The 14,045-nt window shown below is 32.3% G+C and carries 15 protein-coding genes; 14 read left to right on the top strand and 1 reads right to left on the bottom strand.

Features of this window, described 5'->3' with window-relative positions; genetic code table 11:
• Positions 1-251 precede the first annotated feature (251 nt).
• From OIU83_RS08865 to OIU83_RS08825, 9 genes are all read left to right on the top strand, one after another.
• Positions 252-1,022: a DUF3108 domain-containing protein gene (locus OIU83_RS08865; protein WP_264205895.1), complete on the top strand. Its 771-nt coding sequence runs from the start codon at positions 252-254 to the stop codon at positions 1,020-1,022.
• Positions 1,022-1,963, top strand: coding sequence for a tryptophan 2,3-dioxygenase family protein (locus OIU83_RS08860; RefSeq protein WP_264205894.1), 942 nt, complete (start codon positions 1,022-1,024; stop codon positions 1,961-1,963). Before OIU83_RS08865 ends, OIU83_RS08860 begins: the two co-directional genes overlap by 1 nt.
• A 46-nt stretch (positions 1,964-2,009) precedes the next feature.
• Positions 2,010-3,203: a M23 family metallopeptidase gene (locus tag OIU83_RS08855; RefSeq protein ID WP_404827672.1), complete on the top strand. Its 1,194-nt coding sequence runs from the start codon at positions 2,010-2,012 to the stop codon at positions 3,201-3,203.
• A 39-nt stretch (positions 3,204-3,242) separates the two neighbouring features.
• Complete coding sequence (locus tag OIU83_RS08850; protein ID WP_264205892.1) at positions 3,243-3,863, top strand: hypothetical protein; 621 nt, start codon at positions 3,243-3,245, stop codon at positions 3,861-3,863.
• A gap of 45 nt (positions 3,864-3,908) precedes the next feature.
• Positions 3,909-4,241 (top strand): hypothetical protein, encoded by a 333-nt coding sequence (locus tag OIU83_RS08845; RefSeq protein WP_264205891.1) that lies wholly within the window; start codon positions 3,909-3,911, stop codon positions 4,239-4,241.
• Between the two features lie 117 nt (positions 4,242-4,358).
• Complete coding sequence (pgi, locus tag OIU83_RS08840; protein ID WP_264205890.1) at positions 4,359-6,002, top strand: glucose-6-phosphate isomerase; 1,644 nt, start codon at positions 4,359-4,361, stop codon at positions 6,000-6,002.
• A 321-nt stretch (positions 6,003-6,323) separates the two neighbouring features.
• Positions 6,324-9,167 (top strand): TonB-dependent receptor, encoded by a 2,844-nt coding sequence (locus OIU83_RS08835; RefSeq protein ID WP_264205889.1) that lies wholly within the window; start codon positions 6,324-6,326, stop codon positions 9,165-9,167.
• 105 nt (positions 9,168-9,272) lie between these two features.
• The gene (locus OIU83_RS08830; RefSeq protein ID WP_264205888.1) at positions 9,273-9,695 is read left to right on the top strand and encodes a hypothetical protein; all 423 of its coding nucleotides are present in this window, start codon (positions 9,273-9,275) and stop codon (positions 9,693-9,695) included.
• A gap of 86 nt (positions 9,696-9,781) precedes the next feature.
• Positions 9,782-10,288, top strand: a complete 507-nt coding sequence (locus OIU83_RS08825) for a septal ring lytic transglycosylase RlpA family protein (RefSeq protein WP_264205887.1) — start codon at positions 9,782-9,784, stop codon at positions 10,286-10,288.
• Here OIU83_RS08825 and OIU83_RS08820 read toward each other — a convergent pair.
• Positions 10,281-10,754, bottom strand: a complete 474-nt coding sequence (locus OIU83_RS08820) for a DinB family protein (protein ID WP_264205886.1) — start codon at positions 10,752-10,754, stop codon at positions 10,281-10,283. The genes OIU83_RS08825 and OIU83_RS08820 overlap by 8 nt on opposite strands.
• A gap of 57 nt (positions 10,755-10,811) precedes the next feature.
• Here OIU83_RS08820 and OIU83_RS08815 point away from each other — a divergent pair, with 57 nt between their 5' ends.
• Genes OIU83_RS08815 through OIU83_RS08795 form a run of 5 tightly spaced genes read left to right on the top strand, consistent with a single transcriptional unit; the run spans position 10,812 to position 14,013 of the window.
• Positions 10,812-11,165: an arsenate reductase family protein gene (locus OIU83_RS08815; RefSeq protein ID WP_264205885.1), complete on the top strand. Its 354-nt coding sequence runs from the start codon at positions 10,812-10,814 to the stop codon at positions 11,163-11,165.
• Between the two features lie 58 nt (positions 11,166-11,223).
• A complete protein-coding gene (locus OIU83_RS08810) occupies positions 11,224-12,084 on the top strand; it encodes a YicC/YloC family endoribonuclease (protein WP_264205884.1) in 861 nt (286 codons plus the stop codon).
• 8 nt (positions 12,085-12,092) lie between these two features.
• The gene (locus OIU83_RS08805) at positions 12,093-12,980 is read left to right on the top strand and encodes a hypothetical protein (RefSeq protein WP_264205883.1); all 888 of its coding nucleotides are present in this window, start codon (positions 12,093-12,095) and stop codon (positions 12,978-12,980) included.
• Positions 12,977-13,552 carry a guanylate kinase gene (gmk, locus tag OIU83_RS08800; protein ID WP_264205882.1) on the top strand — a complete coding sequence of 192 codons (576 nt, stop codon included), beginning with the start codon at positions 12,977-12,979 and terminating at the stop codon, positions 13,550-13,552. Before OIU83_RS08805 ends, gmk begins: the two co-directional genes overlap by 4 nt.
• 38 nt (positions 13,553-13,590) lie before the next feature.
• A complete protein-coding gene (locus OIU83_RS08795) occupies positions 13,591-14,013 on the top strand; it encodes a DoxX family protein (protein ID WP_264205881.1) in 423 nt (140 codons plus the stop codon).
• Positions 14,014-14,045: the final 32 nt, after the last annotated feature.

The raw sequence follows: 14,045 nt of genomic DNA, 5'->3' as shown, positions 1-14,045 counted from the left end.
ACCGATGCTTTTTTTGCAAATGTTATGTTAAACTCACTTTTTTACTATTATTTTTAATGTGTTTGTATCTATCTTTGCACTCGCAAAACAGGAGGGGGTGGTTTCCTTCCTAAATTGATATAAATTTCATAATTTATAGTTTTTTGGTTAGTTAATAGCATAAAAACTCAGTCATTCCTTGACTGAGTTTTTTTGTTTTAATACATTTGGAATAGAATTTGCATTTATTTTATAAATTGTCAAAGAATCATATGAAAAAACTAATCCTCTCCATATTTGTAATCCTCACACTTAGCTTTGACACTCAAAAAGAAGACTCTTTTGACGTCGGCGAATGGTTCAAATTCAGAATACATTATGGCATTATAAATGCTGGATACGCAACTCTGGAAGTAAAAGAAGCCATCGTGAACAATAAAAAGGTATTTCATGCCGTAGGCAAAGGATATACAACCGGAATGTCTCGATTTTTCTTTAAAGTAGATGATCTTTATGAAAGCTATTTTGATAAAGAAACAGGAAACCCATATCAATTTGTACGAAAAATAGACGAAGGAGGATACACCAAAGATCAAGAAGGTTTTTTTAACCAGACCGAAGGTCGTGTGCTTGTAAAAGACTACAAACATAAAGCCGAAAAAACTATTATTGTTGGCAAAAACGTACAAGATATCATGTCCTCATTTTACTATTTGAGGAATCATCCTAATATAGACAAACTAAAATCGGGGGAATCAATATCAATTGACATGTTTTTTGATGATGAAACAACAAAATTTAAGTTAAAATTCGTAGGTCGTGAAGATATTACAACTAAATTTGGAACCGTTTCGACAATGATTTTTAAACCATTGGTACAATCAGGTCGGGTTTTTAAAGAAAAAGAAAGTCTAACACTTTGGATAACAGACGACGATAACAAATTACCCGTTCGAATAAAAGCTGATCTTGCTGTAGGATCAATAAAAGCCGATTTGGACGCATTCAAAGGATTAAAAAATCCATTTAAAGTAAAAAAATAATGAATATCACTGATAATTCAGAATCAATTTTAAAAGAAATTGATAAAAAATACCACGCTATAAACCAAAAAACAGATGTCCAATTAGAAGGTCTGCTTTGGTCTAAACCTATTACGTATTGGGATTATATCCAAACCGATGCGTTATTAAATCTTCAAATACAAAGAACAACACTTCCTGACGAAATGGTATTTATTATGTACCATCAAGTAAATGAATTAATTTTTAAGATGATTCTTTGGGAAATCGATCAAATTTCGGAAGTCGAAAATATTCAAGCAGATTTTTTTACTGAACGTCTTTCCCGAATTACCCGTTATTTCGACATGCTAACCAACTCTTTTAGCATTATGGAAAACGGCATGGAAGTCGATCAATATATGAAGTTCCGAAATACACTAACGCCTGCAAGCGGGTTCCAAAGTGCACAATACAGATTAATCGAATTTTCTTCTACCGACATAATCAACTTAACAGACCGCAGATACAAAGACAAATTTGATGCTAATACTGATTTGGAAACCAGCTTTGAGCATTTATATTGGCAAGCCGCAGGAAAAGATTACCAAACAGGTCAAAAATCGTACTTACTTCAAGAATTTGAAAAAAAATACAAAGCGCAATTTTTGACTCAAATGAAAGAATACAAGACCAAAAATATTTGGCAAAAATTCAAACAACTTCCCGAAAAAGACCAAAAAAACCCAACACTAGTTCAGGCAATGCGCCATTACGATCACACAGTAAATATTACCTGGGTAATGCAACACTTAAACACTGCAATAAAATATATTCTTGAAAGCGGAAAAGGCAATGGAGAAGCTACTGGCGGAAGCGATTGGCAAAAATACATGCACCCAAAATTCCAACGCAGGATATTTTTCCCTGAATTATGGAGCACCGAAGAATTGGCCAATTGGGGAAATGAAAAAGAAGTTTAATTAATAAAGAAGAATAGGTTTGAAACGAATATCAGCAATTATAATAATGTTATTTTTAATCGTATCATGTAATAAAACAACGGATAAAATTGAAACTAAAGTTATAAAACCAAAATCACAAAAAAAGGAATTTGGCTTTAACTATGCTGACTATAATGTAGTAAACGACACTATAGAAAAAGGCGAAACCTTCGGAACAATTATACAAGGTCAAAATATTGGAAACAAACAAGTATACACCATTGTAGAACAAATTAAAGATTCATTTAATGTTCGAACAATCCGATATCACAAACCATACACACTTCTTAGATCAAAAAACAAAACAAACGATTTACAAGTTTTTATATACCAACCCGACGCATTAACTTATTATGTAGTCGATTTACGCGATAGTATTGCCAAAGCATATAAAAAAGTAAAGCCAGTTATACTGAAACGAAAAATAATAGGTGGCGTCCTAAAAAGCTCCCTATCAGAAACTTTAGGAAATGAAAGCGTAGAAACTGCATTAGCAAGCCGAATTACCAAAATATTTGCATGGTCTATTGACTTCTTCAAACTTAAAAAAGGAGACCGTTACGGCTTAATTTTCAAAGAACGCTTCATAAATGATTCTATTTATGATGGTGTTGAAGATCTGGAAGCAGCTTTCTTTGAATATAAAGGAAAAATTGTTTACGCGTTTCCATTTGAACAAGATACAACTTCTGGCAAAATAGAATATTATGATGATGAAGGAAAAACACTTAAAAATTTCTTTCTAAAAACACCAATAAAATTCAGCCGAATTACATCCAGGTTTACCAGCAATAGATTCCATCCCGTACAACACACTTGGAAAGCACACAAAGGAACTGACTATGCCGCCCCTACAGGAACCCCAATATCTACAACTGCAGCTGGAATTGTAGAAAACACTGGCTATACAGCCGGAAACGGAAATTTTGTAAAAGTAAAACACAACGGTACTTATTCTACCCAATACCTACATATGTCCCGAATATTAGTAAAACGCGGACAGCATGTTGCACAAGGTCAAACTATCGGATTGGTAGGAAGTACAGGTCTGGCAACTGGTCCTCACGTTTGTTATCGTTTCTGGAAAAATGGCGTACAAGTAGATGCATTGAAATTGAATTTACCTACAGGAGAATCAATGACTGGCAAAAACAAAGAACGTTTCTTAAAGCAAATAGCACCACTAAAAAGAGAGCTGGATAGCATTGGGAATTTATAATTTTTACTGGAACCACATTCTTTAAAATAGATAGAAACAATGAAAAATGACCGTCTTAAAGCAATTTATAATGAAACTTTTTCTGGTTTAAAACTATTTTACAGAGATACAAATTTGCCTGAGGATTTAATTTCAAACTACAAAGTCGGACAGATAATTCAAGAAAAAGGTTTTACTGATATGAGTTCTATTGGAGGTGGACTTTCGGGAAATTTCAGATATTTAATTGCAAGTGCTCATGCAAAAGACTTATCAATATTCAACGCCGATTCAGCAAATATTGGTCACTTTCTTTTAGATACTGTTGCTTATTTTAAAGTATTGGATATTCAAAGAATTGAAAATAAAACACAAGTTTTTCTTTTAAATATTCCAGACAATTCATTAACACTCTTTAAAAACTCATCTTCAAACCTAGAAGAAGAAATTACAGAAAAAGCAAAAGAAAAATTCTTTAATAAAAGAAACAGTCCGCTAATCCCAGAACTACAAACTAACGATTGGAAAGAAAGAACAAAAACTCCAATTGGAATGAATGAAAATGGCGAAATGTTTTTTGATGATTCTAAAATTAAAATTGAACCTCAAAAGAGAATAGAAATCAATATGACTAAAAAAACAATTGAGGTGAATAAAAAACCTTGGTGGAAGATTTGGTAAAAACTTTTACTTAAAAACAACTTTTCACTAAATCATAATCAATTAATGAAACGAATTTTATCAATACTTTCGTCAACAATAGTATTCGGTTGTTCTAATCCTCATACTTTTATTTTAAACGACACAAAAGAAAATAAATATTTTGTCTTAGAATTAGTCAATCAAGCCTTTGATGAAAATCAAATTGACAAATCGCCTTTAATTGTAATAAACGGAATTCCTTTTGAATACAACAAAAAACAAGACACCATATTATTACCTCTCAAAAAATCTGATATCATAAGTTTAGACTTCTTAAACAAGAACAGTAGTCGCATAATATATAATGAAAAAGAAAATGATGGCGCCATCATAATAACTACAAGAATTCAAAACTAATAATCTCATAAAACGTTTTCGTAACTAATCGCTACATAATTGTGAAGCGTTACTCTATTAAAAACTAATTTCAGTATTTTTGTGTTTTAATAACCGAATTTTCAATTAAAACAAAAAATGGCTTTAAACACAACAAACCCAACTGGGACTGAAGCGTGGAAAAATCTACAAAACCACTATAACGCAATTCACGAAACTACTATACAAGAATTATTTCAACAAGACAATGCTCGTGTTGAAAAATTTAACTTGCAATGGAATGACTTTTTAGTCGATTATTCTAAAAACAATATTAATCAGGAGACTATCTCTCTTTTATTAGAATTAGCAAATTCAATTGGATTAAAAGATGCTATATCTCAATATTTTGGTGGAGAAATAATTAATCAAACCGAAAACAGAGCTGTTTTACACACTGCTTTACGTGCGCCAGAATCGGCTGTTATAAAAGTAGATGGAGAAAATGTAATTCCTGAAGTTTACGAAGTAAAAAACAAAATAAAAACTTTTACTCACGAAGTTACTTCTGGTTCAAGAAAAGGTTTTACAGGAAAAACATTTACCGATATTGTAAACATTGGAATTGGAGGATCAGATTTAGGCCCTGTTATGGCTGTAGAAGCTTTACAGTTTTACAAAAACCAATTAACCACTCATTTTGTTTCGAATGTAGACGGCGATCACGTAAATGAAGTTATTAAGAAGCTAAACCCTGAGACAACACTATTTGTAATTGTTTCAAAAACTTTTACAACTCAGGAAACACTAACCAATTCTGAAACTATAAAAGAATGGTTTTTAAAATCGGCTAATCAGGAAGATATAGCAAAACACTTCGTGGCTGTATCAACAAATATTCAAAAAGTAACTGAATTTGGGATTAACCCAGACAATGTTTTCCCGATGTGGGATTGGGTTGGCGGACGTTTCTCTTTGTGGAGTGCAGTTGGTTTAAGCATTAGCCTAGCAGTTGGTTTTGATAATTATAACCAATTATTAGATGGTGCTAATGAAACGGACGAACATTTTAAATCGGCAGAGTTTGACCAAAACATTCCTGTAATTCTAGCTTTATTAAGTGTTTGGTATAATAATTTCTTTGGAGCCGAGAGCGAAGCGCTAATTCCATACACTCAATATTTATCAAAACTTGCTCCTTACTTGCAACAAGCAACTATGGAAAGTAATGGAAAAAGCGTTGGCCGTGACGGGAAGCCTGTTAACTACCAAACTGGAACTATTATTTGGGGTGAACCTGGAACAAACTCGCAACACGCATTCTTCCAGTTAATACACCAAGGAACAAAATTAATTCCAACTGATTTCATAGGATTTATAAAACCCTTATACGGTAATGAAGATCATCATGACAAATTGATGTCGAACTTCTTTGCTCAAACTGAAGCTTTATTACACGGAAAAACAGCAGCACAAGTTCAAGCTGAATTTGACAAACAAGGACTTGCTGCAGATAAAGCCGCATTCTTATTACCTTTTAAAGTATTTACTGGCAACAAACCAACAAATACTTTATTAATACAAAAACTAACTCCTAAATCTCTAGGTTCATTAATCGCTCTATACGAACATAAAATATTTGTTCAGGGTCTTATCTGGAATATCTTTAGTTATGATCAATGGGGAGTAGAATTAGGCAAACAATTGGCCAATTCTATCTTAGAAGAAATCAACACTAAAACTGTTAAAAATCATGACAGTTCTACTTCTTTCTTACTAAATCATTTTTTGAAGAATAAGTAGTAAGTTACATCTTAATAACAAAAACAGCTAAAAGCTTATTGATTCATATGGAATCAATAAGCTTTTTCTCATAATACTAATTATCAAGTTATTCCCTTTACCTAGTTTTAACATTTCTTTTCAAGTACTCATTGATTATCTTTACAATTTTAACAAAAAACAATCTATAAAATTCAAAAAAATGCTGTTTTTCTTACTATAAATCAAGAAAATCATTTTAATCTTCAATAGATTATGCAAAACATTATTTTCTTAACGTTTTGATAACATTATCCGATTAAATTGTTATAATTTTGCCAAAAACAATTAACTAAATAACAAATGAAGACAATGAAAAATTGGTTACTCACAGGACTATTGTTCATGATAGTTTCAACCGTATTTTCGCAAGGAAAAATCACAGGTACTATTACCGATGGTTCTAATTCTTTACCTGGAGCAAATGCTGTAGTTAAAGGATCATCAGACGCTTCTTCAAGCGATTTTGATGGTAAATTTTCTATCAACACTTCAGTAGCATCAGGAGAAATAGTTATTTCTTACCTGGGTTACGACTCAAAAACAGTTAAATTTTCTGTTTCTAAAGGAGGAACAATGAATTTAGGAGCTATCGTTTTAACATCAAACTCTAATCAATTAGATGAGATTGTTGTGAAAAGTAGCGTAGTCGATATTGCTAAAGACAGAAAAACTCCTGTTGCAGTTTCTACTATTAAAGCAACCGAAATTCAAGCTAAATTAGGAACTCAGGAATTTCCTGAAATCTTAAGAAACACACCATCTGTATATGCTACAAAAGGAGGCGGTGGTTATGGAGATTCAAGAATTAACATTCGTGGATTTGACCAAAAAAACATTGCAGTTATGATAAATGGTATGCCGATCAATGATATGGAAGGTGGAACTGTTTACTGGAGTAACTGGGCTGGACTTTCTGATGTAACTTCTGCAATGCAGGTACAAAGAGGTTTAGGTTCTTCTAAACTTGCAGTTTCTTCTGTAGGGGGAACAATAAACATTGTAACTAAAGCTTCTGACATGAAAGAAGGAGGATCTGTATCTTCTGGATTCGGTAATGCAAATTACTTAAAAGTTCAAGGATCTTACAATACTGGAAAACTAGCTAATGGTCTTTCTGCTTCTGTATTATTATCTAAAACTAGCGGAGACGGATATATTAACGGTACTCAATTTGATGCAACAAATTATTTCGTTGCTTTAGGATATGCTACTAAAAATAACAAACACGATTTTCAACTTACTGTAACTGGATCTCCACAATGGCACAACCAAAGATCTACAGTTTCTACAATTGAAACTTACCAAAAATACGGCTCTAAAGATGATCCAAATACAAGATATAATGCTGATGCAGGATATTTAAATGGTGACGAGTACAACATTAGAAAAAATTACTACCACAAGCCAGTTGCATCTCTTAACTGGGATTATAAAATCAACGAAACTACTAAACTATCTTCTATCCTTTACGGATCATGGGGACGTGGAGCTGGAGCAAGTGCTACAGGTGGTATCGGAGGATTATCATACAACAGTTCTGCATTCTTAATGCCAAACGGTATGGTAGATTATACCAAAATCCAAGCTTGGAACTCAGGTCAAGGTCAAGTTAACTTTAACGGAGCTAACCGAACAAGAACACAAATTGGTGGTGTTTACCAAAACAGTTCTAGTACTGGTAGAACAGGATTAGGAACTACTGCATCTCCTTATGTATACAACACTACATCAGGGATTTCTCAAACTTCTTCTATCAACTCTCATGACTGGTATGGAGCTATCATAAACTTAGATAAAAAATTAGGCAAAAACTTAACTTTAGATTTTGGTGTTGACGCTAGAACTTATATCGGATATCACTATACAGTTGTAAATGACTTATTAGGCGGAGGAGAATTTTTTGACAATTCTATGGCTAGCTTGAAACCAGCTGGTAGACACCTTACATCAACTTACCCAACAGATGTACAATGGAATCCTTTCCAAAAGAAAGAATACGACAAAATTGCATTTAACAGTACTGGAAAAGTAAGATGGTACGGAGCTTTTACTCAACTTGAGTACTCTAAAGATAAATTAACCGCATTCGTTCAAGGAGCAGTTTCTCAACAAGGATACAAAAGAGAAGATGATTTTGTTTACTTACCAACTGACCCATTAGCTTCTACAGATTACAAAAACATCTTAGGAGGTAACGTAAAAGGAGGAGCAAACTACAACCTTAACGAAAAGAATAATGTATATGTAAATGCAGGTTATTACTCTAAACAACCATTCTTTAATGCTGTTTATCCTAATAACAAATCTACAGTAAACCCTAATCTTACTAACGAAAAAATTACTGGTTTTGAAATTGGATACGGATTCCGTTCTCGTTTTTTCAATGCTACTGTAAACGCTTACAATACAACTTGGAACGATAGATACTTAAAAGGAAATGCACTTCCGGATTCTCCTGGAATTATTGGAAACACAACTTACACAGAATACATCGGTCTTAATGAAGTACACTCTGGAGTAGAGGTTGAAATGAACTCAAACATAACAGATAAATTAAAAGTAAACGGAATGTTCTCTTATGGAATTTGGGAATATAAAGGAAATGCAACTGTTAATGCTTATTACCAAGCAGATAATACTCCAGTTCCTGGATACGTAGGTAATATTGCATACATGGACAAAGTAAAAGTAGGTGATGCTGCTCAATTGACAGCTTCTTTAGGAGCTTCTTATGAAGTAGTAACAAGAGTAAGTGTTGATGCAAATTACAATTTTAATGACAAATTGTATGCTGGAATAAACCCTATTAACTTTTCATCTCCAGACAATAAAGGATCTTTACAATTGCCATCTTATGGAACAATGGATGCTGGTTTTTCATACAAAATGTTAGTAGGTAAAAACAAAGACAACTCAGTAAACTTTAGATTAAACGTGAACAACGTATTAGATAAAACTTACATTGCAGAGTCTAGAACTAACACTTTTGCAGATGACAACCTTCCTGTATCAGGAACACAACCAATTGGATCAAAAGGAACATACGCTTCAAACGGAATGCTTTACAATGGAGTTGCAACTACAAATCAAGTTTTCTTTGGTTTTGGAAGAACTTGGAACTTTACATTACGTTACGATTTCTAGGAATCGCAGCATAAATAATTAACAAAAACGGCATTGGCTTTTTAGCTTAATGCCGTTTTTTTATGCCACATTTTTGTTTATATTTGTTTAAAAAACTTTAGTTCTATGTACGATTTCATACAAAAATTTCACTCGGGATGGGCATACATTGTCTTAATCCTTTTATTGGTTGCTGTTATAAATGCAATCATTGGTTTAACCTCAAAAAAAGAATTCACCCCTACCGATCGTAAAATTGGTCTTTTTGCTTTAATTGCTACTCATACCCAATTATTAATTGGTTTAATCCTTTATTTTGTTTCACCACTTGGTAAAGCAGCTTTTGGACAAATGACAAACCCACAACTCAGACTTACATCATTAGAACACCCCTTAATCAATATTATAGCTATTATTTTGATAACTATTGGATGGTCTAAACATAAAAAGCTTATTGCAAGTGATTCTAAATTTAAAACATTTGCTATTTTTTACGGATTAGGATTATTACTGATATTAAGCAGATTACCATGGAACTTATGGTTCTAAAAGCATAAAAAAAGCCCTGTAATTAGGGCTTTTTTTTATTTCGGCATATTATTTGTGTAAGTATATCCATCTTAAAAATAAAATTTATGAGTAATAAAACAACCGTCATACTATCAATCCTTATCATCACTTTAAGTTGTGGTTTTACATATATTACAAGCCAAACCAAACCAGCTGAACCAAAAACAATTCAGGATACTTTAAAAAATTCAAAAAACAAAGTTACATCGGCACCTCCTATTATAGAAAATGACTCTATAACAATAGATAAAAATTCTAAATTAAAAGTTTACAAAAAATCTGCTCACGCATCTTATTATGCAGATCGTTTTAACGGAAAAAAAACAGCAAACGGGAGTCGTTTCAACAATAATAAATATACTGCCGCACATAAAAAACTCCCATTTGGCACTAAAGTAAGAGTAACAAACGAAGCCAATGGAAAATCGGTAATTGTAGAAATTACAGATAGAGGCCCATTCGTAAAAACACGCGAAATTGATTTATCAAAACGTGCATTTATGGATATCTCCAAAAGTAAAGGTGCCGGTGCAATGAAAGTTACTATCGAAACAATAGAAAAAATTAAATAAATTTTCTAATACTCATCATAATTCCTAAATGAAGCCCTTCATGGTAGTTGTTAAAAGATAACGCATCGTCGATACTTTTAAACGTAAAACCTAGACTTGTAGTTAATTCACTATATGTTTTAAATATTTTAGCATTATAATCCTCCTCTGTTTGGATTATAGTTGAAAAAAGCAATGATTTAATTTCTTCAAGTTCTGCCTGAGAGACTTCCCCTTCCGGCTTTGTTCCTTTTCTATATTTATCTACTAATTCATCTGAAACTAACATTGGTAATCCTGATAATTTGTATACCAAAAGTTGCTGTGTAACAATCACATGAGCAATATTCCAAATTAAATTATTATTAAACCCTTCAGGAATTTTATTTAATTGCTCTAAAGAATAAGTATCGAAAAAATTTGAGAATAATTTTCTACTTACTCTCGTTGCTTCAAATGTTTGATTCATCGTTATGTTTTTTTTCATAAAAATAAACATTTTCAACATTAAATGAATTTTCTTTGTATCTAAAACTTCGACACCATGAATAAAATATACTATCTCGCATCTTGCGATACTTGCAGAAAAATCATAAAAGGATTACCTAAAGATGCTGATTTGATTTTTCACGATATCAAACAAAATCCTATCACAGAAGCCGAACTTGAGGAAATGTATAAACTCTCTGGAAGTTATGAAGCTTTATTCAGCAAAAAAGCACAACTATACAAGTCAATGGATTTAAAAAACAAATCTTTGACAGAAGCCGATTTCAAAAAATACATCCTGGAGCATTACACTTTCCTAAGCCGTCCGGTATTTATAATTGACGAAAAAATATACATCGGAAATTCCCAACAAAATATATTGCAGGTAATGAAGGTTTTAACCAAATAATCCTCGATAACAATACAGCAAATATTTCATTATCTTTGCCCCTTTACATCCCAATTATATGATACAATCCATGACAGGGTTCGGCAAAGCCTCTTTGCAATTACCAACAAAAAAAATTACCGTAGAAGTAAAATCATTAAACAGTAAAGGTCTTGACCTTAATGTTAGAATGCCTTCACTTTACAGGGAAATGGAGTTGGGTTTACGCAATCAGATTGCATTAAAATTAGAAAGAGGTAAAGTAGATTTTTCTATTTTTATCGAAAGTACTTCTGAGCAAACATCTACGAAAGTAAATGTACCTATCGTAAAAATTTACATCGCTCAACTAAAAGAAGTTAATCCAGATGCTGATGAAACCGAATTAATGAAAATGGCCATTCGTATGCCTGATACATTGAAAACGGAACGCGATGAAATTGACGAAAATGACTGGGAGCAAATTCAAACTGTAATTGAAGAAGCCCTGCAAAACATTCTAACCTTTAGAAAAGATGAAGGTGAGTCTCTTGAAAAAGAGTTTCAATTACGAATAGCAAACATCCGTCAGTATATGACAGATGCTTTGGCATTAGACCCAGAACGTGTTCAGGCAATAAAAGATCGTTTGCAAACTGCAATCTCAGAACTAAAAGTAAATGTTGATGAGAATCGTTTTGAACAGGAACTTATTTATTATCTTGAAAAATTAGATATAACCGAAGAAAAAGTACGCCTTACCAATCACCTTGATTATTTCCTTGAAACTATTAACGGTACGGAAGCCAATGGTAGAAAATTAGGTTTTATAACGCAAGAAATGGGACGCGAAATTAATACCATGGGATCGAAATCAAATCATGCACAAATGCAAAAATTAGTCGTGATGATGAAAGATGAATTGGAAAAAATAAAAGAACAAGTTCTGAATGTACTATAGATAGATTCATGAAAAAAACATTTCTCTTACTGGCTTTTCTACTTATGACTTTATTTCATTTATCTGCTCAAAATTTGAAAATTGAGTTACAGAATATTCGAACTGAAGAAAAAGTAATGACCGGTTCGATTGATGGCAAATATCCAATCTCTGTATATCTTAATTTTTACAATTCTTCAGAAGATCACATGAGAATATACTCTGTTAAAGGGTGGTATTATTATGAGAATATAAAGAAAAAAATCCCGCTGGTAGGAATTTATGACGGTGGACTTACCTTATATTCATTCAAAACTAAAGAACAGCAAAATCAGGTTTTAAATTTTGAATCTAAAGGAACGATTTGGGAGAAAATAGATATACTAAAGAATTTAACCGGGTTTGACGAAAAGTTTAGTTATTCTGAAGATGATAAATCCGGCAATGAATGGACTGATGGAAAGAAGAAATTAAAGCTAGAACTTTTCAATCAGGATATTTCAATTTTGAAAGAATATCAGCTTTTAAACATAAAAAACCCTAAGATTAATAAGAATATTAACCTTACAGATTTAGGGATTTATGACAGGGATTTTGAATTAGTAAATTTTACAAACACAGCTACAGGTACTAAAATATTATTGAAATTTGACTACAATTCGAGATTCAATATACAAGGAATGTGTGGTGCCGGTAGTGAAGCTGGATATACAATACTAAACTACGATTCTAATTTTAGTCTAATAACCATTCAAAGGGCAGAAATTGAAAGTTGCCTGAACAATGTTTATTATGAAGAGATAAAGAATGACGTAAAATACATTAAAAAGTTTAAACTATCTGAAAATGGTTCTGATACAAAAATTGCAAAGACAATTACCATTAATGAGAAATTAATTGAAATTAAAACAGAATGAAAAAAGGAAAATTAATAGTATTCTCAGCACCTTCAGGTTCAGGAAAAACAACTATAGTTAGGCATTTATTAGGAAAAAAAGACTTGAATTTAGAATTCTCTATTTCGGCAGCTTCACGCGACCCACGCGGAGAAGAAGTTCATGGAACAGATTATTATTTCATTTCATTAGAAGAATTTAAGAAACATATCAAAGCCGAAGACTTCTTGGAATGGGAAGAAGTATATCGTGATAATTTTTACGGAACTTTAAAAAGCGAAATCGAACGTATATGGGCATTGGGAAAAAATGTTATTTTTGACATTGACGTTTCTGGTGGATTGCGTATCAAGCATAAATTCCCAGAAGAAACACTTGCTGTTTTTGTAAAACCACCAAGTATCGATGAGCTAAAAATACGCTTGAAAAAACGCTCTACCGAAAGTGATGACAAAATCAATATGCGTATTGCAAAAGCATCTGTAGAGCTTGCTACAGCACCACAGTTTGATAAAATCATTAAAAACTACGATTTAGATACTGCCAAAGAAGAAGCGTATCAATTGGTAAAAGAATTTATCAATAAAGATTAATTTCTAAAAATAAAAAGGACCGTCTTAATATATTTAACATGATTAGATTATTTCAAATAACAAGAAAAGAAAACTACCTAAGTCTTATAACCCTAATAGTTCGTTTAACAATTGCAGCATTAATGATTGGTCATGGTTTGCCAAAATTGAATACACTTTTAGCTGGAGGCGTAATTGAATTTCCAGATCCGCTAGGAGTTGGAAGCACATTTTCTTTAGGACTTGCTGTTTTTGCAGAAATCATCTGCTCATTTCTTCTTGCAATTGGTTTAGCAACAAGATTAGCATCAATACCATTAATTGTAACAATGTTAATTGCTGTATTTGTTGTTCACGCAGCTGACGCAATTGATGTTAAAGAGATGGGAATATTGTACCTGTTAATTTATTTATTTCTTCTTGCTGCAGGAAGTGGTAAATTCTCGATTGACAATTTAATAAGCAAAAAAGACCGCTATTAAGCACATTTTTTAATATCACAGAACAATTTGAA

It is taken from the genome of Flavobacterium shii (assembly GCF_025847235.1).
Lineage (GTDB): Bacteria > Bacteroidota > Bacteroidia > Flavobacteriales > Flavobacteriaceae > Flavobacterium > Flavobacterium shii.
The sequence above is the reverse complement of the archived record's forward strand: the minus strand, read 5'-3'. Positions and strand labels throughout refer to the sequence as shown.